This is a genomic window from Bradyrhizobium sp. CCBAU 53351, assembly GCF_015291745.1.
In the GTDB taxonomy this organism is placed as follows: Bacteria; Pseudomonadota; Alphaproteobacteria; order Rhizobiales; family Xanthobacteraceae; genus Bradyrhizobium.
In genome coordinates, this window is record NZ_CP030059.1 from 4,177,076 (window position 1) to 4,197,223 (window position 20,148).

Annotated in this window: 20 protein-coding genes; 8 read left to right on the forward strand and 12 right to left on the reverse strand. The window is 65.6% G+C overall.

Annotation, left to right across the window (positions count from 1 at the left end):
* The first annotated feature begins 99 nt into the window (after window positions 1–99).
* Window positions 100–1,341 carry a hypothetical protein gene (locus XH83_RS19735; RefSeq protein WP_246776272.1) on the forward strand — a complete coding sequence of 414 codons (1,242 nt, stop codon included), beginning with the start codon at window positions 100–102 and terminating at the stop codon, window positions 1,339–1,341.
* Here the strand turns inward: XH83_RS19735 and gmk are convergent.
* The 9 genes from gmk to XH83_RS19780 all read right to left on the reverse strand — a co-directional run bounded on the left by gmk (window position 1,274) and on the right by XH83_RS19780 (window position 9,948).
* A complete protein-coding gene (gmk, locus tag XH83_RS19740; RefSeq protein WP_194402464.1) occupies window positions 1,274–1,933 on the reverse strand; it encodes a guanylate kinase in 660 nt (219 codons plus the stop codon). The two genes, XH83_RS19735 and gmk, sit on opposite strands and share 68 nt — an antisense overlap.
* A 3-nt stretch (window positions 1,934–1,936) precedes the next feature.
* Window positions 1,937–2,824: a YicC/YloC family endoribonuclease gene (locus XH83_RS19745; RefSeq protein ID WP_194402465.1), complete on the reverse strand. Its 888-nt coding sequence runs from the start codon at window positions 2,822–2,824 to the stop codon at window positions 1,937–1,939.
* Window positions 2,825–2,939: 115 nt separating this feature from the next.
* Window positions 2,940–4,214, reverse strand: a complete 1,275-nt coding sequence (gene mltG / locus XH83_RS19750) for an endolytic transglycosylase MltG (protein WP_194402466.1) — start codon at window positions 4,212–4,214, stop codon at window positions 2,940–2,942.
* A gap of 123 nt (window positions 4,215–4,337) precedes the next feature.
* Entirely contained in the window at window positions 4,338–5,603 is a 1,266-nt protein-coding gene (gene fabF, locus XH83_RS19755; RefSeq protein WP_194402467.1) for a beta-ketoacyl-ACP synthase II, read from the reverse strand.
* A 108-nt stretch (window positions 5,604–5,711) separates the two neighbouring features.
* Window positions 5,712–5,951, reverse strand: coding sequence for an acyl carrier protein (locus tag XH83_RS19760; RefSeq protein ID WP_008130699.1), 240 nt, complete (start codon window positions 5,949–5,951; stop codon window positions 5,712–5,714).
* Window positions 5,952–6,263: 312 nt separating this feature from the next.
* Window positions 6,264–7,001, reverse strand: coding sequence for a 3-oxoacyl-[acyl-carrier-protein] reductase (fabG, locus tag XH83_RS19765; RefSeq protein ID WP_027557576.1), 738 nt, complete (start codon window positions 6,999–7,001; stop codon window positions 6,264–6,266).
* 67 nt (window positions 7,002–7,068) lie between these two features.
* Window positions 7,069–8,028 carry an ACP S-malonyltransferase gene (gene fabD / locus XH83_RS19770; protein WP_194402468.1) on the reverse strand — a complete coding sequence of 320 codons (960 nt, stop codon included), beginning with the start codon at window positions 8,026–8,028 and terminating at the stop codon, window positions 7,069–7,071.
* Between the two features lie 201 nt (window positions 8,029–8,229).
* Entirely contained in the window at window positions 8,230–9,255 is a 1,026-nt protein-coding gene (locus tag XH83_RS19775; protein WP_194402469.1) for a fatty acid desaturase family protein, read from the reverse strand.
* A 3-nt stretch (window positions 9,256–9,258) separates the two neighbouring features.
* Window positions 9,259–9,948, reverse strand: a complete 690-nt coding sequence (locus XH83_RS19780) for a TetR/AcrR family transcriptional regulator C-terminal domain-containing protein (protein ID WP_194402470.1) — start codon at window positions 9,946–9,948, stop codon at window positions 9,259–9,261.
* A 336-nt stretch (window positions 9,949–10,284) separates the two neighbouring features.
* Between XH83_RS19780 and rpsF the strand changes: the two genes are divergently transcribed.
* From rpsF to rplI, 4 genes are all read left to right on the forward strand, one after another.
* Window positions 10,285–10,788, forward strand: coding sequence for a 30S ribosomal protein S6 (gene rpsF / locus XH83_RS19785; RefSeq protein WP_008133548.1), 504 nt, complete (start codon window positions 10,285–10,287; stop codon window positions 10,786–10,788).
* 5 nt (window positions 10,789–10,793) lie between these two features.
* A complete protein-coding gene (gene rpsR, locus XH83_RS19790) occupies window positions 10,794–11,033 on the forward strand; it encodes a 30S ribosomal protein S18 (protein ID WP_007592020.1) in 240 nt (79 codons plus the stop codon).
* A gap of 131 nt (window positions 11,034–11,164) precedes the next feature.
* Entirely contained in the window at window positions 11,165–12,142 is a 978-nt protein-coding gene (locus XH83_RS19795; protein WP_194402471.1) for a DUF2232 domain-containing protein, read from the forward strand.
* Window positions 12,143–12,192: 50 nt separating this feature from the next.
* Complete coding sequence (gene rplI / locus XH83_RS19800) at window positions 12,193–12,789, forward strand: 50S ribosomal protein L9 (protein ID WP_194402472.1); 597 nt, start codon at window positions 12,193–12,195, stop codon at window positions 12,787–12,789.
* A gap of 37 nt (window positions 12,790–12,826) precedes the next feature.
* On the opposite strand, the gene XH83_RS19805 is transcribed toward rplI, so the two are convergent.
* The 3 genes from XH83_RS19805 to XH83_RS19815 form a co-directional block, all read right to left on the reverse strand.
* On the reverse strand, window positions 12,827–13,291 hold the full coding sequence (locus tag XH83_RS19805; protein ID WP_194402473.1) for a PaaI family thioesterase: 465 nt from the start codon (window positions 13,289–13,291) through the stop codon (window positions 12,827–12,829).
* Window positions 13,292–13,302: 11 nt separating this feature from the next.
* Complete coding sequence (locus XH83_RS19810) at window positions 13,303–13,899, reverse strand: TetR/AcrR family transcriptional regulator (RefSeq protein ID WP_194402474.1); 597 nt, start codon at window positions 13,897–13,899, stop codon at window positions 13,303–13,305.
* Between the two features lie 107 nt (window positions 13,900–14,006).
* Window positions 14,007–14,951: a hypothetical protein gene (locus XH83_RS19815; RefSeq protein WP_194402475.1), complete on the reverse strand. Its 945-nt coding sequence runs from the start codon at window positions 14,949–14,951 to the stop codon at window positions 14,007–14,009.
* A gap of 290 nt (window positions 14,952–15,241) precedes the next feature.
* On the opposite strand from XH83_RS19815, the gene XH83_RS19820 reads away from it, so the two are divergent.
* The 3 genes from XH83_RS19820 to alr all read left to right on the forward strand — a co-directional run bounded on the left by XH83_RS19820 (window position 15,242) and on the right by alr (window position 20,092).
* A complete protein-coding gene (locus tag XH83_RS19820; RefSeq protein ID WP_194402476.1) occupies window positions 15,242–16,492 on the forward strand; it encodes a cyclopropane-fatty-acyl-phospholipid synthase family protein in 1,251 nt (416 codons plus the stop codon).
* 767 nt (window positions 16,493–17,259) lie between these two features.
* Window positions 17,260–18,768 (forward strand): replicative DNA helicase, encoded by a 1,509-nt coding sequence (locus XH83_RS19825; RefSeq protein WP_194402477.1) that lies wholly within the window; start codon window positions 17,260–17,262, stop codon window positions 18,766–18,768.
* A 46-nt stretch (window positions 18,769–18,814) separates the two neighbouring features.
* Complete coding sequence (alr, locus tag XH83_RS19830) at window positions 18,815–20,092, forward strand: alanine racemase (protein ID WP_194408329.1); 1,278 nt, start codon at window positions 18,815–18,817, stop codon at window positions 20,090–20,092.
* Window positions 20,093–20,148: the final 56 nt, after the last annotated feature.

Consider the following 20,148-nt stretch of genomic DNA (forward strand, 5'->3'; position numbering starts at 1 on the left):
AACCGCCCCGCAGGCCCAATTCAAGCCACATCCTCTCCGGATTTGCGGCTCATTGCCACCCAAGTCTTTGATGACAAAGGGCTGGTTAAGAGTTGCGTCATGCGTAACCGGGAGACCAGGATGGGCAACCGCACCGCAAAATTCGTATCCGCGCTGGTCGGCAGCGTCATTGCCGGCTTGCCACTGGCCGCAATGTCGCAGAACGCGCCGAACCCACCGAGCACGGCCAACGCGGCCGCCGACTGTCTCGCCTCGCCAAAGGGCGCGGCGCCGCAGGGACAGCACTGGTACTATCGTCTTGACCGCGCGACCAAGCGGCAGTGCTGGTATTTGCGCGCCGCCGGCGGCAAGGACAACGCGAAGGCTGCGCAGACCGCCGAGGCCGCAGCCGACGCGCCACCGGATTTATCAGCACCGCCGCCGCAGACCGTGCAGGACGCGCGTGCCGAATATGCGGGGCCGCGTGCGGCCCCCAAGGCGCCGGACGCGTTTGCGCCGGCCACACAGACCTCCCCGCCGCCGACACAACAACCGGGGAACCAGGCTGCTGATGGCAGCGCGCAGCAAGCTCCCGTCGCTACTCCGTGGCCCGATGTCTCGGCAGCCTCCACCACGCCAGAGCCCCAGCCGGCAAATGCCATGGGGGCAGCAGCTGCGCAGTCGAAAGCAAAGCCGTCAAAATCCCCTGCTCTGCTCCCGCCCGCTGCAACCGACGGCACGACGGACAAACCCGGCGGCTCGGTCCAGATGCTGTTGCTCGTGATCGGCGGCGCGCTGGCACTCGCGGGAATCCTCGCCAGCCTGATCTACCGCTTCGCCGGCGGACGCGTCCGCGTCCAATCCGCCGACCGTCGCGGGCATTGGGACGATTGGACACCGCAAGATCATGACGGAAGCCGCGCGCCCTGGGTCGGTGCGACGCCAGCCGTCACGCCGCGCACGCAGCCGCGTCCGGTCGATTTCGACGAAGCACGGCCGCCGCAGACCGCGCAACTCGCCGCCTTCACCAAGGAGATCGGCCGGATCGCGGCCCAATCCGCTTCCCTTCGCAAAGAGGCCGCAGAGCTCGACAAGGCCGACATCTTCAACGGTGCGTTCGAGATCGAGGCGGCGCCGCCGCGGCTCGCGGCCAAGGAGACCGACGACAAAAAGCCCGCTGCCCGCGACGCGGTCGATCACGATGAAGACGTGCAGGCCGAGGAGGCCGTCGACGTCGACGTGATCACCGCAATGCTGGAACGGCTGGCGAAGCAAGGGCCGCGGCTGCCGCAGCCTAGCCCTGAAGCTGCCCTTGCAAACCTCGCACGAAACCAACGAGACCAATCCGCCGCTCGCGCTTGAGGCGCTCGGCCTTCAGGATCGACTGCACCTCAGCGAAGGCCTCATCAACATTGTGGTTGATGACGATGTAGTCGTACTCGGCCCAGTGGCTCATCTCGTGGCTGGCGCGGCTCATGCGCTTGCGGATCACCTCGTCGGAATCCTGCGCGCGCGAATGCAGCCGCTTCTCGAGATCGGCCGCCGAGGGCGGCAGGATGAAGACGCGAACGACGTCGATGCTTGCTTTCTGGTGCAGTTGCTGCGTGCCCTGCCAGTCGATGTCGAACAGCACGTCCTGCCCGGCCGATAGTGCCGCTTCGACGGGCGCACGGGGCGTCCCGTAAAGATTGTCGAAGACGGTGGCCCATTCGAGCAGCTCGTCCTGCTCCACCATCGTCTCGAACTTGGGCTTGCTGACGAAGAAATAGTCCCGCCCCTCGACCTCGCCCGGTCGCATCTGCCGCGTCGTCGCCGATACCGACATCTTCAAGCCCGGCTCGCGCTCGAGCAACATCCGCGAAAGCGTCGTCTTGCCCGCGCCCGAGGGCGAGGACAGCACGAACATCAAGCCGCGCCGTTCGACACCGTCAGTTCCGTGACCGCCTGATGTCATCGATCACTCCAGATTCTGGACCTGCTCGCGGAACTGCTCGACCACGTTCTTCATGGCGAGCCCCGTATTGGTCAGCTCGATGTCGTTCGACTTCGAGCAGCAGGTGTTGACCTCGCGGTGAAACTCCTGCGCCAGGAAGTCGAGCTTGCGGCCGACCGGACCGCCCTTGCCGATCAACTCACGCGCCTGCGCGATGTGGGATGCGATGCGGTCGAGCTCCTCGCGGATGTCGGCCTTGGTGGCGATCAGGATCGCCTCCTGCATCAGACGGTCGGCGTCGAAGCGATCGGAGGTGTCGAGCAGCGCGGCGATCTGCTCGGCAAGCCGTGCCTTGATCGCCTCAGGCTTCCGCCCGGGCGCGCCTTCCGCCTTCTTCGCCAATTGCTCGATCTCGTCGACCCGCTGGGTCAGGATCTGCCCCAGCGAAGTACCTTCGCGCTTGCGCATCGCGACGAGCTCATCGAGCGCCTTGTCGAAGGCCTCGGCGGCGGCAGCGCGCGCGGCCTTGTCCTCCTCTTCGTCGCCCTCGGGCTCGGCAACCTCGACGACCCCCTTGATCGCAAGCAGGCCGTCGATGCTCGGGGCCACCGCGTCGACCTTGCCGGCGATCACAGCCGCCGCCTTCAGGACGGCGTTGAGCACGTCCTCGTTGACGCGCACGGAAGCTGCGGCGTTGGCGCGCTTGACGGTGAGATTGGCGTAGACTGTGCCGCGCGACAAAAGCTCGCCGGCGCGCTTCTTGGCGTGCGCCTCGAGCTCGTCGAAGCCCTGCGGCAGCCGCACCCTGAGATCAAAGCCCTTGGCGTTGACCGACTTCAATTCCCATTCGAACGTGTACGGCCCGCTTGCGCCGTGGCTTCGAGCAAAGCCGGTCATGGACGACAGCGCCATCAGGTCAATTTCTCCAGAAACGCGGGATTCGCGGGGGCATCAAGCCACGCGAATCTTAAGACTATTTTGCAGGAAAGTGGAATCCGCAAAGTCCGCAGGCAGATCTGCAACGCGCCTAGCGCTGGACCACCGGTGGCGAGGATTGCACCGCGCCCTGCCGCGCCGGCGGCGGAGCTGCGGGGCGTGCCGCCGGCGGCTTTTTCTGCTGATTGGGCCGCGCCGGCGTGGTCGCCGTCGGCGTATCGACGGTCCCGGGCGCGGCGGCAGCGGGCGGCGCCGCGTCCTCGGCCGGCTCGACCGTGTCGTTCTGGATCTGCTTTTCCATCGCGCGCAGCTTGGCGACGTTCTTCTGGTGCGCGTCGTAGGTCTCGGTGAAGGCGTGCCCGCCGGTGCCGTCGGCGACGAAATAGAGGTCGCGGGTGCGGGCCGGATTGGCGGCGGCCTCCAGCGAGGCGCGGCCGGGGTTGGAGATCGGGCCCGGCGGCAGGCCCTCGATGACATAGGTGTTGTAGGGCGAAGGCTGCGTGATCTCGCTGCGCTTGATCGGGCGGCCCAGCGTGCCCTTGCCGCCGACGAGGCCATAGATGATGGTCGGATCGGACTGCAGCTTGATGCGCTGCTTCAGGCGATTGACGAACACCGCGGCGACGCGGCTGCGCTCGTCGGGCTTGCCGGTCTCCTTCTCCACGATCGAGGCCAGCGTCACCAGCTGCTCCGGCGACTTGACCGGAATGTCCTGATTGCGACGCTCCCAGATCTCGGCGAGCACACGTTTGTGCGCCTGCTGCATGCGCTGGACCACTTGCTCGCGCGGGGTGCCGCGCGGGAATTTATAGGTCTCCGGCAGCAGCGTGCCTTCGCGCGGCAGCTCGCGCACGCTGCCGGTGAAGATGTCGTTGTCGGACAAGCGCGCCACGATCTGCTCGGAGGTCAGGCCTTCCGGAATGGTGACGGCATGCTGCACCACCTTGCCTTCGACGATGGTGGCGATGACGTCGCGGAGCGAAGCGTTCTTCTGGAATGCATATTCACCCGGCTTGAGGTCCGAGCTTGCCTTCAGCGCGGCGACGCTGGCGATGAACACCCAGGGATTGACGTCGGTCACGCCTTCCCGGTTCAGTGTCTCGGCGATGTCGCGCTTGCCCGCGCGCTGCGGGATGTTGACGATCTTGTCGTCCTTCAGCGGCCCGGGCGATTCCAGCACCTGCCGGCCGTAATAATAGACGCCGCCGGCGCCGAGCATGGCGATCAGCAGAAGGGTGATGATGGCGTTGCCGACGACCACGAAGGGATTGCGCGCACGGTCCGATCGCTTCGGCGGCGGTGGGAGCTGTTCAGGCTCGAGCGCTGCCCGCGGACTCCGGGGCGAAATGGGCGGCCTTTCACTCATCGAAACAACCTGAATCCTGCCGGTTCAATAGCGGCTCGGCAATCGCCTGCCGCGCCAAATGCACGCCCACGTCCATGACTATCGCCGAATACGGCAAAACGGTGGATTCGTCTCAAACTCAAGCTAACTGACCAAACGCCGGACGATCACCGACGCATTGGTACCGCCAAAACCAAACGAGTTCGACAAGGCGACATTGACCTCACGCTTCTTGGCCGTGTGCGGCACGAGGTCGATTGCGGTCTCCACCGACGGATTGTCGAGGTTGATCGTCGGCGGCACGACATTATCGCGAATCGCGAGAATGGCGAAGATCGCTTCGATCGCACCGGCCGCGCCGAGCAGATGACCCGTCGACGATTTGGTCGACGACATCGCGACCTTGGAGGCGGCATTGCCGAGCAGGCGCTCGACGGCACCGAGCTCGATCTCGTCGCCGAGCGGTGTCGAGGTGCCGTGCGCGTTGATGTAGTCGAGATCGGATGCCGTCAGGCCGGCGCGCCGGAGCGCGGCCGACATGCTGCGGAAGCCGCCATCGCCATCGGGCGACGGCGACGTAATGTGATAGGCGTCACCCGACAGACCGTAGCCGATCACCTCGGCGTAGATCTTCGCGCCGCGGCGCCGGGCGTGATCGAGCTCTTCCAGCACGAGGACGCCGGCGCCCTCGCCCATGACAAAACCGTCGCGGTCCTTGTCGTAGGGACGCGAAGCCTTCTCGGGCGTCTCATTGAAGCCGGTCGAGAGCGCGCGCGCGGCGTTGAAGCCGGCGATACCGATGCGGCTGATCGGCGACTCGGCGCCGCCTGCGACCATCACGTCGGCATCCCCCAGCGCGATCAGGCGGGCGGCATCGCCGACCGCATGCGCGCCGGTCGAGCAGGCCGTGACCACCGAATGGTTCGGGCCCTTCAGCCCGTGCTTGATCGACACATATCCGGAGGCGAGATTGATCAGGCGGCCCGGAATGAAGAACGGCGATACCTTGCGGGGTCCCCGTTCCTTCAGGAGCAGCGCGGTCTCGGCAATGCCGCTAAGGCCGCCGATGCCGGAACCGATCATGGTGCCGGTCGCGCACTTGTCCTCCTCGGTCTCGGGATGCCAGTTGGCGTCGTCGAGCGCCTGGCCGGCTGCGGCCATGCCGAAGATGATGAAGTCGTCGACCTTGCGCTGGTCCTTCGGCTCCATCCACTTGTCGGGATTGAAGGTGCCGTTGCTGCCGTCGCCGCGCACGACGGTGCAGGCGTATTTTGTCTGAAGATCGGAGACATCGAAGCTCTCGATCGGGCGCGCGCCGCTTTCGCCGTTGAGGATGCGTTTCCAGGTCGGTTCGACGCCGCAGCCGAGCGGCGACACCATGCCGAGACCAGTGACGACAACCCGCCTCATGTCAGAAAACTCCGCATCGAAAGATTCACGGCCAATAACAAGAAACCGGCTGACCGCTGCGAAGCGGCCCGTCCGGTTTCAATGTTGTCCCCGCGAAAATGAAGAGCCTTAGCTCTTCGCGTTCTTCTCGAGAAACTTCGTGGCATCGCCGACGGTGAGAATCGTTTCCGCGGCGTCGTCCGGAATCTCGCAACCGAATTCCTCTTCGAACGCCATCACCAGTTCGACGGTGTCCAGACTGTCGGCGCCGAGGTCGTCGATGAAGCTCGCAGCGTCGACAACCTTCTCGGGTTCAACACCAAGGTGTTCGACCACGATCTTCTTAACCCGCTCGCCAATGTCACTCATTGCATAACCTCGTGTTGTTCCCTGTAGACCCGACCCCCCGGGACGATACGAGCCGTCGTGGTCGTGTTACTTGCCTTCGCTTACGAACTTGATTTGGCCCCATCCTAACCGATACAGGGCCCGGCGAACGACGGCCAAGGCTCCGCATCGCCAATATACAGGGTTTCAAAAACCTGCAATGGCGTTCTTTGCCCATCCGTTGAAGGTCCGGTTATCACACTTCAATTGCCTTGACTACAAGCCTCATTTCGCTCCGGAAACGGCCGTTTGCCACATCCGCGCCGCCGATCTGGGCGGTGCGGAACGAGGGCTTCAGATCATGGCCATGCCGCCGTTGACGTGGATGGTCTGGCCGGTGACGTAGGCTGCTTCGTTCGAACTCAGGTACACGGCGGCCGCGGCGATGTCCTCGGGCGTTCCCAGACGGGCGGCCGGAACCTTGGTCAGAATCGTTTCGCGCTGCTTGTCGTTGAGCGCGTCGGTCATCGGCGTCTTGATGAAGCCGGGCGCGATGCAGTTCGCGGTCACGCCGCGCTTGGCGTATTCGGCCCCGAGCGTCTTGATCATGCCGATCAGGCCCGCCTTCGAGGCGGTGTAGTTGCCTTGTCCGGGATTGCCGGTGACACCGACCACCGAGGTGATGGCGATGATGCGGCCGAAGCGCTTGCGCATCATCAGCTTGGTCGCGGCGCGCGCGAGGCGGAAGGTCGCGGTCAGATTGACGTTGATGACCTCCTCCCAATCCTCGTCGCGGAGCTGCACGAAGAGATTGTCGCGCGTGATGCCGGCATTGGCGATGAGGATGTCGACCTGGCCCATCGCGGCTTCCGCAGCCGGCACCAGCGCCTCGACCTCGTCGGCCTTGGAGAGATTGCAGGGCAGCACGTGGGTGCGCTCGCCGAGCTTGCCGGCAAGCTCATCCAGCACTTCCTTGCGTGTCCCTGAGATCGCGACGGTGGCGCCCTGCGCGTGCAGCGCCTGCGCGATCGCGCCGCCGATGCCGCCGGTGGCGCCGGTGACGAGCGCCTTTTTGCCAGTCAGATCGAACATCGATAACTCCTCCAATGCACGATCCGGAAAAGTGTGCAGCGGTTTTCCGGAATGATCGTGCGTAAACTCAAGCCTGCTTCGCGGCGGCCAATGCATCCTTGGCGGCGGCAATGTCGTTGGGGCCGCCGACCGCAACGCCGACGGCACCGTCTGCGATGCGCTTGACGAGACCGGTCAGCACCTTGCCGGCGCCGATCTCGAAGAAGCGGGTGACGCCCTGTCCTGCCATATAGGCAACCGACTCGCGCCAACGCACCGTGCCCGTGACCTGCTCGACCAGGCGGCGGCGGATCTCGTCGGGGTCGGTGATTGCGCTCGCCAGCACGTTGGACACCAGCGGGGCGGCCGGCGCCTTGATCGTGACCTTCGAGAGCGCCTCCGCCATGGCGTCGGCGGCGGGCTGCATCAGCCTGCAATGGAACGGTGCGGACACCGGCAGCAGCATCGCGCGCTTGGCACCCTTGGTCTTGGCGATCTCGACGGCGCGATCAACCGCGGCCTTGTCGCCCGAGACGACCACCTGCCCGCCGCCATTGTCGTTGGCGGCCTGGCAGACCTGCCCCTGGGCCGCCTCATTGGCGACCTCCATGGCGGCCTCGTAGTCGAGACCGAGCAGCGCGGCCATTGCGCCGGCGCCGACCGGGACAGCCTTTTGCATTGCGAGACCGCGGGTGCGAAGCAGACGGGCGGTATCGGAAAGCGTCAGGCTGCCCGCCGCAGCCAGTGCCGAATATTCACCGAGCGAATGACCGGCGACGAAGGCCGCGTCTCGTCCCACGGAAACTCCGGCCTCGGCCTCTAGCACGCGCAGGGTGGCGACAGAGACCGCCATCAGCGCCGGCTGGGCGTTTTCGGTGAGCTGGAGGGTTTCGGCCGGACCATCCCAGATGATCGCCGTCAGCTTCTCGGACAGCGCGGCATCGACCTCGTCGAACACGGCGCGCGCCACCGGAAAGGCGTCAGCCAGGGCCTTGCCCATGCCAACCGCCTGGGACCCCTGCCCCGGAAATGTGAATGCTGCCGTCATCGGCGCTCCCTGCTTGTCGGGCACGATCCCTCGTAAGAACCAGCAGCCGATTACGCGCGGCCTTGATATCTGGTTCCCTGGCCATAGCTCCCTCGGCCATGGTTCCGGATCACGCTCCAAAGGGGGCCGTAGACACTGTCCGGGGCCGGACTGTCAAGCCGAGATGGGAACCCGCCCCGGCATTCAACTGGGGATCGCCGGTCAAAACCCGCCGGCGGTCTGGTTGGCATCGACCTTCGCCCCCGCCTGGGCACGGCGCGCGCTGTTCACCAGCTGCCCCGGCCGGTCGTCCCCGTCAGGCTTCGCCGTCGCCAGCCACAGCACGGCGGCATAGCCCGGCTGCACCTCCATGCGGTCCGCATGCCGGCTTGCGCTCAGCAGCCGGTGCACCTTCGGCAGATTGTAGCAGGGCACATAGAACAGCAGATGATGCTCGAGGTGATAGTTCACGTAGTACGGCGCGATGAACAGGCGCTCGAGAACATTGGCATGCGTGGTGCGGGTGTTGCGCAAGGGATCGCGGCTGTCGGGGACGACGGCGTGCTCGGCGATGTTGCGAATGCGGGTGATGACCATCATCCAGGTCAACAGCGGCACCAGCCAGAGCAGCGGATAGGCCCACCACACGCCGGCCGCCACGCACGCGGCGAACATCGCGGCATTGACGATGCATTGCGGACCGAGCTTGTCCCAGAAATGCGAAAGGCGCTGACGCCACGGCCAGTCCTTCGCACCGAGCGCGTTGAGCAGTTGCGCCTTGCGCTGCTGGTAGCCGGTCTGTCCGGTGATGTCGCGAATGAACTTGCGACGATAGCTCAGCTTCGTGATCGGAAACGGCGCCGACAGAACGAGGTCGGGATCATCCTCCTGCTGGGTGCGCGCATGATGCTGCAGGTGGTAGCGCCGGTAGCTGCGCGTCTCCGCGAACAGCGGATAGGCGCAGAACCACTGGCTCAGGGTCAGATTGGTTTTCTCGTCCGCGGACAGGCAGCCATGTGCGCCGTCATGCATCAGGATCGCAAGACCGAGCTGGCGCGAGCCGATGATGGCGACGGCGAGAACATAGGTGACGGGATTTGGCCACCAGGCGACCAGCGCAACCGCCCCAACGATCAGCGCCCAGGCGTGCGCGATCAGCGCAACGCCTTTCCAGGTCACGCGCTGGCGCACGTCGGCGAGCTGGTCGTCGGTCAGGAAATCGCGGGCACGCATGCGAAGCGCGGTCATGGCCTACCCCTCTTCATTCGAATGTGACGCGTCGTCGACGAGGCGCAGGCGCGCCGTGTCGGTGGATTTCGCCTGCTCACCGAGCACCCGCAGCATCTCGGCGCAAAGCGCCTCGGGCGAACGGCCCATCGCGTAGCCTTCGAGAATGACGCCGATGGCGACGGCCCAGAAACGCCGCGAGCTTTCGTCGGGCGCCCGCAGCGAGCGCCAGCCGTGCCGCGCCACCTGGCTCGCATAGGCGCGTGCGCCTTCACCGTGCAGGCGCTCAATCGTGCGCTCGACCAGAGGCGCCAGATCCTGGCGCCGGCGCGTCAATGTCAGGGCTTCGGCGAAGAAGGCGACGGAATCGCTTGCCGTCACGGTCTGCGCCAGCGCATGCGTGTAGTCCCGCGGTGTGCGCGCCTGCAGCGCCGCCTGCTCGGTCGCGCGCGCCAGATACAGCAAATCGCGGCAGGCGCATTCGACGAACAGCGCCTCCTTGGTGCGGAAGTAATAGGTGATCTGGCTCGGGAAGGCGTCGGCGGCAGCCGCGATGTCGGCGATCGCCGTGCCCGAGAGCCCCCGCTCGCGGAACAGCGGGCTCGCCGCATCCAGCAGCAGCGAGCGCATCTTGCGGCCGGCGGAGCGCGTCGCCCGCGCGGCGTGCTTGGGATCGCCCGCCTCAACCGCTTCATGGACCGACTTTTCCGCCATTGGGATCTCTCCGCCGAGTTGTTTGTATGATATACAAACAAAGAAATCAAGATGGGTTGGTATTGGAGGACGGCGCCGGCCATCTGGGCGATCCGAGCCGAAATCCAGCCCTCAACCTTGCAAAGCCGGTCAAAATCCGTATAAGGCGCGCATCCGCAGACCCCGGCCGGGAGCTGAACGGACGGTCTCAGCAAATCATTCGTGATTTTGGTGTGGCAGGGCCAGTCGGCCCGTCGTCCCGTGTTTCCGCCTTCTGAGCTTAATCCCAGAGTCCTTTCCGAAGGCCTCTTAAGGGCTTGACGCCGGGCGATGCGCCAACATGAGGAAAGGACCACCATGGCTCTTTATGAGCATGTCTTTCTCGCGCGTCAGGACGCGAGCACGCAGCAGGTCGAAGAGCTGACTGCGCAGATGACCGGTATCGTCGAGGGGCTCGGCGGCAAGGTCACCAAGACCGAGAATTGGGGCGTGCGCTCCCTCACCTATCGCATGAACAAGAACCGCAAGGCGCACTTCGTGCTGCTCAACATCGACGCGCCGTCCGCGGCGATCGCCGAGATCGAGCGCCAGGAGCGCATCAGCGAAGACGTGATCCGCTATCTCAGCGTCCGCGTCGAGGAGCTTGAGGAAGGCCCGTCCGCGATGATGCGCAAGGCCGATCGCGACCGCGAGCGTGACGACCGTGGCGGCGGCTTCCGCGATCGTGAAGGCGGCGGTTTCCGTGGCGACCGTGAAGGCGGTTTCCGCGGTGGCGATCGCGACGGTGGTGGCTTCCGCGGTGATCGCGGCCCGCGCCGTCCGCGCGAAGACGCTGAAACCACCACGACGGATGGGGAGTAAGACCAATGGCTGAAGCTGGTGCACGCCGTCCGTTTTTCCGTCGTCGCAAGAGCTGCCCGTTCACGGGCGCCAACGCTCCGAAGATCGACTACAAGGACTCCAAGCTGCTGATGCGTTACGTCTCCGAGCGCGGCAAGATCGTGCCGAGCCGCATCACCGCGGTGTCCGCGAAGAAGCAGCGTGAGCTCGCCCGCGCCATCAAGCGCGCGCGGTTCCTGGGCCTGCTGCCCTACGTCATTCGTTAACACGACCAATTCGGCCGGCGGCCCTGAGCCGCCGGTCGCAACTTTTTCGAACTCATAAGGCTTCCGGGTCGTCCGGTCGCCGATGGTTGGGGCAAGTGGCCTCTAACCGCTCGAAGGGAGCGGGACAGCTGATGATGGCTTTTGCACTGATTGGCCTGATCGCCGGCGCAGCGTCGGCCCTGATGTTCGCCTCGATCATTTCGGGCGCGCTGATCTCGCTCGTCCTGTTCTATCTCGCCCCGCTGCCGCTGATGGTCGCCGCGATCGGCTGGGGACCGCTTTGCGCGAGCCTTGGCGGCATCGCCGCCGCGGTCTGCCTCGGCGCCCTGTTCGGCCTGCCCTATTGCATCGCCTTCGCCGTCACCGTCGCGCTGCCCGCGTGGTGGCTCGGCCATCTCGTCCTGCTCAGCCGTCCTGTGGGACCGGTCACGCCAGACGCGACTACCCAGCCTCCCGCCGCGCCTGAACTCGAATGGTATCCGGTCGGCCGCATCCTGCTATGGCTCGCGGGCTTCGCCACGCTGACCACGATGGCCGCCCTGCTCACGCTCGGGACCGATGCCGAAACCATCCTCGGCACGTTGCGGCGCGGCCTGATGCGCCTCCTCCGCGCCACCGACCCGCAGAGCTCCGGCGAAGCCGGTCAGTTCGTCGACGCGCTGGTGCGCATCGCGCCGGCCGGGGCCACTGTCATCGCGATGATGACGCTGACCCTCAACCTCTGGCTCAGCGCCAAGATCACCGCGACGTCGGGCCGGCTGCGGCGCCCGTGGCCGGACATGAAGACGGCGGAGCTGCCGCCGATGACGCTGGTGGGGCTCTGCATCGCGCTCGCCTTCTGCTTCACCGGCGGGCTGCTCGCGATCGCCGCCCAGATCGCCGCGGCCGCGCTGATGATGGGCTATGCGCTGACCGGCTTCGCCGTGCTGCATACGCTGACGCTGGCGCTGAAGAGCCGCACGTTCTGGCTCGGCTCGACCTACGCCGTCGTGGTCGTGTTCGGATGGCCCGTGATCGCGATGGTGATCCTCGGCCTTGCGGACGCCATGTTCGGCTTCCGCGAGCGCTTCCTGCGCAGCCGGCAGCCGCCGCCACTGCCGACCCCTTAAGTCAACCACCGGAACTGAAACCTACAAACCACTTCAAAAGGAGAACGAATATGGAAGTCATTTTGCTGGAACGCGTCAACAAGCTCGGCCAGATGGGCGAAGTCGTGAAGGTTCGCGACGGCTATGCCCGCAATTTCCTGCTCAAGCGTGGCAAGGCGCTGCGCGCCACCGCCGACAACCGTTCCAAGTATGACGGCATGAAGGCCGAGCTCGAGGCCCGCAACCTGCAGGCCAAGGGCGAGGCGTCCAAGGTCGCCGAGAAGATCAAGGACAAGAACATCATCGTGATCCGTCAGGCCTCGGAAGCCGGCCAGCTGTTCGGCTCGGTCACGGTGCGCGACATCGTCATGGCGTTCGAGGCCGACGGCGTCCACCTCGACCGTCCGCAGGTGCAGCTCGACGCGCCGATCAAGACCATCGGCAAGCACACGGTCATCGTCGCAGTTCACCCCGAGGTCGAGGTCGAGATCACCGTGACCGTCGCGCGCAGCCAGGACGAGGCCGAGCGCATCAACCGTGGCGAGGACATCTCGACCCGCAACGAGGACCGCGACGCGGCCGCCGAGGCGATCGCCGCCGCCGGCGAGTTCTTCGATCCGGAAGCCGAGCCCGACGTCGAGCCGGCGCCGGCCGCGGAAGAGAAGTAAGCCTCGCATTCGCGCGAGACCGCGAAGCCCGGCTGCCTCAGGCGGCCGGGCTTTTCGTTTTCGCAGCGACGTCCTCGCTCAACATCGCGATCGAGGCCAGCGCCGTTGCCGTGTGCTTCTCGACACCGTCGCTGACGCAGAACACGTCGGCGGCAACCACCGAGACCTGACGGCCCGGCTTGATCACGCGGGCCCGGCAGATCAGCTTCTCGCCGACCGCGGGCGAGAGCAGATTGAGCTTGTATTCCGCCGTGAGCGCCGGCTGGCCGCGCGAGGTGGCGGCTGCGATCGTCGTGGCGTTGTCGACCAGGAAGGCGGTGACGCCCCCGTGGAAGAAGCCGTGCTGCTGCAGCAGCTCCGGCCGGCGATCCACGGCAATCGTGCAGGTGCCGCGCGTCAACTCCGAGAGCTCGGCGCCGACCAGGTTCATGAAGCCCTGGCGGCCGACATTGGCATGGATGTGCTTGGCAATCGGCGCAAATTCCGGATCCGCTTCGCGCATGCAGTCTCTCCTTATTGCTTGTTGATGCGATCGTATGGCCGCAGCGCGCGGATGGCGCAGGCGATCAGCGTGTCGGCCTCGGCGCGCGGATCGGCGCGGTCGCGTCCCGACAGAAAGGCGCGGCAGAAAATCTGCGCCGGACCGATGAGCTGGCTGACGAACATCGCCGGCGTCATCGGCAAGAGCTCACCGCTTGCAATCAGCGGCGCGCGCCAGCGCTCGATGCCTTCGGCGAGGCGCCCATTCTGCGCGCGCTGGGCGTCGCGGATGTCCTCGCCCCACTCGCTGCGCGAAATCTCGAAGAGATAGCGCGCCTCGCGCCGGCTGGTCACCACCCAGTCGAGATGGGCCCGGATCAGCCGATCGATGCCCTGTTCCGCACCGGGCACGGGATCGAGCGCGGCCAGCACCGCGGCGTGATAGTGCCGCAAGACCTCCAGGAACAGCGCACCGGCAAGCTCCTTCTTCGAGCCGAAGGCGTGAAAGAAGCTGCCATTGGAGGCCCGCGCTTTGCTGCGGATCGCGGCGACCGTCGCGGCTTCAAAGCCGACGCGGTCGAACACGACGAGACCCGCTGCCAACAAATCGTCCCGCACGCTCGCCGTCATCGGAGCCTCCTAGAGCATTACTCTAGAGCACTACTCTAGCGCCGGTCAATACAATGGGGAGGCCGCGACGAATGCGGCCTCCGCAGGTCGATCAAAAACGGGCTGGCTTAGCGCGAGATCGGCGGCGTCGGGGGGCCGGAAGATTCGGCCGGCGCTGCAGGCGGAGCTGCAGCGGTCGCGGGCGGTGCCGGCTCCTGCGGCTTGGCCGCCGGTTCAGAGCTGGCAGCCGGCGCGGCAGGCTTGGGAGCCGCCTCTTCCGCCGGTTTGGTGGGCTCGGCCGGCTTCGCGGCGGGCGTGACCGGAGGGACCGGATCGGACCGCAGCGCCGGCGTCTCATTGCCGCGGGGTTCGACCTTGGCGCTGTCAGGCTTGGACTCAGCCGGTTTCTCGTCGGGCTTGGTCTCAGGCTTGACGATCTCAGGCTTGACGATCTCAGGCTTGACGATCTCAGGCTTGGCAGTCTCCGTCTTGGGCTCGCTCTTCTTTTCTTCGGTGGCCGGCGCGGCGGCATCGACCTTCGGGGCTTCCTCATGCCCGGGCTTGGCGCGGCGCTTGCCCTTGCGTCCTTCGGGCGCAGCCTGGCCCTCGGGCTTCGCGCCTTCCTCGGCCGGACGCGCGGCACGCTTCTGGCGCGCCCCTTCCGCGGCGGGAGCAGCGGCCTCGCCCTCCGGCTTGGCGTCTTGGGCACGCGGACGGCGGCCCTGATGCTCGGGATTGGTGCTCGCGTCCTTTTCCTTGGCGCCGTCCTTCTTGCCGTCCTTGGCCTGGTAGCGGGTGTCGGTGGCACCGTTGGAGACGAGATAGGAGGCGAGAATGCCCGCCATGTCCGAGCTCGTGGTGTAGTGCTGGCGCAGGAAGCCCGGCAGCGAACCCGGCGCGACGGACTTCAGAAGTCCGCGCGGGCTCTTGTGGCACGCAGTGCAGGTCTGCGAGAAAATCTGGGACGGGCTTTTGCCGGCCTCGAGGTTGGTCGCCTGCGCAAAAACGGTATCGGCCGCGCCGAAGCCCATCAGAAGCAGTACCGTCGCGAGGCTGAGCGCTCGGCTCGACATTCCCATCATCTCCATTGAATTCCGAGAGGTGCAGCCGGCCTCCGGCACGGCGGCGGGTCACCTTTTATCCGATTGAGCCGCGAATGGAAGCAGCCTCCACGCGCAAGGATGTGATTAAGCGCTTTTGGAATATCGGCTGTGAACTCAGCGCAATAGCGCAGCCGTCCCGCCGTCCCCAGATTTGGATGCAAACGCATAGGAACCAGAGCGGGACCTGAGCGTCCGACGTGAAGGCCGGGTTAGTCGCATCTAGTCGCATCTCTTGGGGTTCGCTCGAGAGGAAGGTGGCGATGGACCGATTGTTGCGTAGATTCCTGACTCAATTCATCCGCCGCGGGTCAATGACGGTGACCGGCTCCAGCGGATCGAAATTCACCGTCGGCGACGGCGCCGGCGAGCCGGTCGCGGTGCGCTTCGTCACTGCGGAGGCGGAACGCAAGGTCCTGGTCAATCCCGAGCTCGGGCTTGGAGAGGCCTATATGGACGGCGAGTTCGTCGTCGAACGCGGCACCATCGCCGATGCCCTCGCGATCCTGCTCGATCAACCCGACCTCTTGCCGCACTGGGCAAGACCCTGGTGGCATCTGCGCTATCTGACGCGGCACCTGAAGCAGTTCAATCCGCGTTCGCGCTCCCGCCGGAACGTCGCACATCATTATGATCTCGACGCCCGGCTCTATTCGCTCTTCCTGGACGCCGACAAGCAGTACAGCTGCGCCTATTTCGAGACGCAGGACGCGACCCTCGACGACGCGCAGCTCGCCAAGAAGCGGCACGTCGCCGCCAAGCTGTTCGTCAAGCCGAGTCAACGCGTGCTCGACATCGGCTCCGGCTGGGGTGGGCTCGGGCTCTATCTCGCCGAGATCGCCGGCGCCGACGTCACCGGCATCACGCTCTCCACCGAGCAGTTGCAGATCGCCAATGCACGCGCGGCCGAAAAGGGCCTGACCGGCTCGGCCAGATTCCTGCTCCAGGACTATCGCGACATCGACGGTCCGTTCGACCGCATCGTTTCGGTCGGCATGTTCGAGCATGTCGGCGCCCATTTCTACGACACCTATTTCCAGCGCTGTGCCGAGCTGCTCAGCGAGAACGGCATCATGCTGCTGCATTCGATCGGCCGTTCGCAGGGCCCGGACTCGACCAACCCCTGGATAGCCAAATACATCTTCCCCGGCGGCTACATCCCGGCCTTGTCGGAAGTGCTGCCGGCGATCGAGCGCGCCGGCCTCTTGGTCTGCGATATCGAGATCCTGCGCCTGCACTACGCGGAAACGCTCAAAGCCTGGAGGGAACGTTTCATGGCGCGGCGCGAGGAGGCCGTGCAACTCTACGACGAGCGCTTCGCCTTGATGTGGGAATTTTATCTGGCGGCCTGCGAGATGACGTTCCGCAAGCAGGCCATGATGAACTTCCAGATCCAGCTCACGCGCCGTCAGGGCGTGGTGCCGATCACCCGCGACTACTTGCCGCGCGAAGAAACCCGGCTGCGGGCTCGCGAGGCTGCGGCCAGGCCGAGGCTACAGCTGGCGAGTGAATAGATCCTAGTGACGCAGGGTCGAAAGCGGGGAGAACCGGGCGAGGGCCGTTAACGCCAGCTGGGCCCGCAGTTCCACCAGGATTGCGGGTGCCACGGGCTCGCGACGCACTTCGGGGCGTTCAGCGTGCTCCATGGCCGCAATCAGTCCCGACAGCCAAAGCCGGCTACCTGCCTCGCTTCGCCAAATCTGGTGCTGCCGTTCTGGCCGCATCGCTTGCCTCGTTCCCTGTTGGCGGACCGTGGGAGACAATTCCCCTCCCGTCCGCCTGTTCCGGTCATACCCCCGAAAGAATCCGGGGAGATGTGATCCACTTCACATAAGTCTGGTCGGGCCTGGCTTAGACCGTCGCCATGAGCAAAGAGACCCAAACCTCGTTTGACGTGCAGGACGACCTCCGCACCGATTACGCCCTGATCGTTACCGGCGTCGGGGCGGCTCTGGTTGCGCTGGTCTACCTCCTGCTGGTCTGAAGCCGCGCCGAAAGCGGTTCGCCGAGCGCCCATTTTCGCACGCTTCTTGATACGTCTGCGCGCAAACCCATAAAGTTCATGGTTTCCGGATTTTTCCATGGCACGGTCGCGGCCGTTTCCAGCGCTGGAGCAGGTTCCGCAAAAATCCGTCAAGCGCGGCGCGTGCTGCGACTGCTAATCATCCACCATTTTCACTGAGCGGTTGATAGCGGTCAGCTTTCGCTTTCGCTTTGACCTGCGGCGGCGCTTTATCCCGGCCCCGCATCCGCCCAAGAAAATTGCTAAGTACGTCCAACCATGGCCCTGACTGATTCGAACGTTCTCAAACTCGCGCCCGACGCCGGAACGCCCGCCTATCGGAGCGCTCCGCATAATATCGAGGCGGAACAGAGCCTTCTGGGCGCGATCCTGGTCAACAACGACGCCTTCTACCGCGTCTCCGACTTCCTGGAGGCGAAGCATTTCTTCGAGCCGCTGCACCAGACCATCTTCGAGACCGCCGGCAGCCTGATCCGAATGGGCAAGATCGCGACGCCCGTCACGCTGAAGACGTTCCTGCCCGCCGACACCGATGTCGGCGGCATGACCATCGGGCAATATCTTGCGCGGCTCGCCGCCGAAGCGACCACCATCATCAACGCCCAGGATTACGGCCGCACGGTCTACGACCTGTCGCTCAGGCGCGACCTGATCGGCATCGGCGAGGACATGGTCAATGTCGCCTATGACGCGCCGGTCGACTTCCAGCCGCGGGCGCAGATCGAGGACGCCGAGCGCAAGCTCTACGAGCTCGCCGAATCCGGCCGCTATGACGGCGGCTTCCAGAAATTCTCGCAGGCACTGGCGGTCGCGGTCGATCTCGCGGCCAAGGCGTTCCAGCGCGACGGCAAGCTGTCCGGCATCTCGACGGGCATGCGCGACCTCGACACCAAGATGGGCGGCCTGCAGCACTCCGACCTCATCATCGTCGCGGGCCGTCCCGGCATGGGCAAGACCTCTCTTGCGACCAACATCGCCTACAACGTCGCACGAGCCTACGTTCCTGAGCTCCAGGCCGACGGGACCACGAAGGCCGCCAATGGCGGCGTGATCGGGTTCTTCTCCTGCGAAATGTCGGCCGACCAGCTCGCCACGCGTATCGTGGCCGAGCGCACCGGCGTCCCCTCCTCCCACATCCGCCGCGGCGGCATCTCGGAAGCCGATTTCGACAAGATCCGAGAGGTCTCGATCGAGCTGCAGTCGCTGCCCTTCTACGTGGACGCCACCGGCGGCCTTTCGATCGCGCAGCTGATGGCGCGGGCGCGCCGGCTGAAGCGCCAGAAGGGCCTCGACCTGCTCGTGATCGACTACATCCAGCTGCTCTCGGGCTCCGGCAAGCGGAGCGACAATCGCGTGCAGGAAATCACGGAGATCACGACCAGCCTGAAGGCGCTGGCCAAAGAGCTCAACGTTCCCGTGATCGCGCTGTCGCAGCTCTCGCGTCAGGTGGAATCGCGCGACGACAAGCGGCCGCAGCTCTCCGACTTGCGTGAATCCGGATCGATCGAGCAGGACGCCGACGTCGTGCTGTTCGTTTACCGCGAGGAATATTACCTCGCGATGAAGGAGCCCCGCCCGGGCACGCCTGAACACGAGAAGTGGCAGCTCGACATGAGCCTTGCGCACGGCAAGGCCGAAGTCATCATCGGCAAGCAGCGCCACGGCCCGACCGGCACCGTCGATCTGGCTTTCGAAGCCTCGGTCACGCGGTTCGGCGACCTCGCGCCTGACAGTCAGTTGCCGGTTCGTAGCGGCAACGACTACTGAGTTCCTTGAACAGCAACTTCCTCTTGCGTAAAACGGCGCCATGACAATGGCGTCCGACCCGAAAATAAACCCGCAATCCGGCCTTCTCTCCGCGGAGGCCAATCAGGCCGCCGCGCTCGCCTCCTATGGCGGCGTGCTGACCGTCGATCTCGACGCCGTCATCGCCAATTGGCGCAAGCTCGAGAAGACGGCGGTGCCCGCCGAATGCTCGGCGGTGATCAAGGCCGACGCCTATGGCTGCGGCGCTGCCGAGGTCGCGCGTGCCCTGAGCAAGGCCGGCTGCAAGACCTTCTTCGTCGCCACTATCGAGGAAGCGCGCAAGGTGCGCGCGGCCGTCCCGGAGCCCACGATCTACGTGCTCGGCGGCTATTTCCAGAACACCGGCGAGCACTACGCCAAGATCAATTGCCGCCCGGTGATCGGCGACCTCAACGAGCTCGCCGAATGGGACGTGTTCTGCCGTCGGACGGGGTGGAACGGCGGCGCCGCCATCCACATCGACACCGGCATGAACCGGCTCGGGCTGACGCTCCAGGAGGCGCAGGCCATCATCCCCCGCATCAATGCCGGCGATCACGGCATCACGCTGGTGATGAGCCATCTGGTCTCGGCCGAGCAGCTCAACAGCCCTGTCAACGCCAGGCAGCTCGCCGCCTTCCGCAGCATCGCCAGCGAATTCTCCGGCGTGCCGGCCGCGCTCGCCAATTCCTCCGGCATCTTCCTCGGCGCGCCGTTCCAGTTCGACCTGGTGCGGCCGGGCGCGGCCCTCTACGGCGTCAACCCGACGCCGGAGGCCGACAATCCGATGCAGCAGGTGGTCGACCTCAAGGCGCGCATCGTGCAGACCCGCACCATCGAGCGCGGCGAGAGCGTCGGCTATGGCGGCACCTGGACCGCGCGGCGGCCGACGAAGCTCGCGATCATCGCAGTCGGTTATGCCGACGGCTATTTCCGCGCCGCCAGCTCCAATGACGGCACCCGCGGCGCCGAAGTCATCGTCGCCGGCAAACGCTGCCCGGTAGCCGGACGTATTTCAATGGACCTCATCGCGATCGACATCACCGATCTGCCGCCGAATGCGGCGCGGCGTGGCCACATGGTGACGCTGCTCGGCGAGGGCATCACCGTCGACGAGCTCGCACATCATTTCGGCACCATCGGCTATGAGGTGCTGACCAGCCTCGGCCACCGCTATGCCCGCATCTACAAGGGCGGCCATGTGGAGGAGCCGCTGGCAAGGCCGGAGCCGGCGCAAGCGACCGTTCAGCCGCCCTCCCCGCCGCCGATCGAGCCACCCACGGCCCCACCGCCGGTGCCGGGCTGAGCAACGCTCGCGTGCCCCGGACGCTGCGCAGCGCTGTCTAGGCGATGCGAAGCATC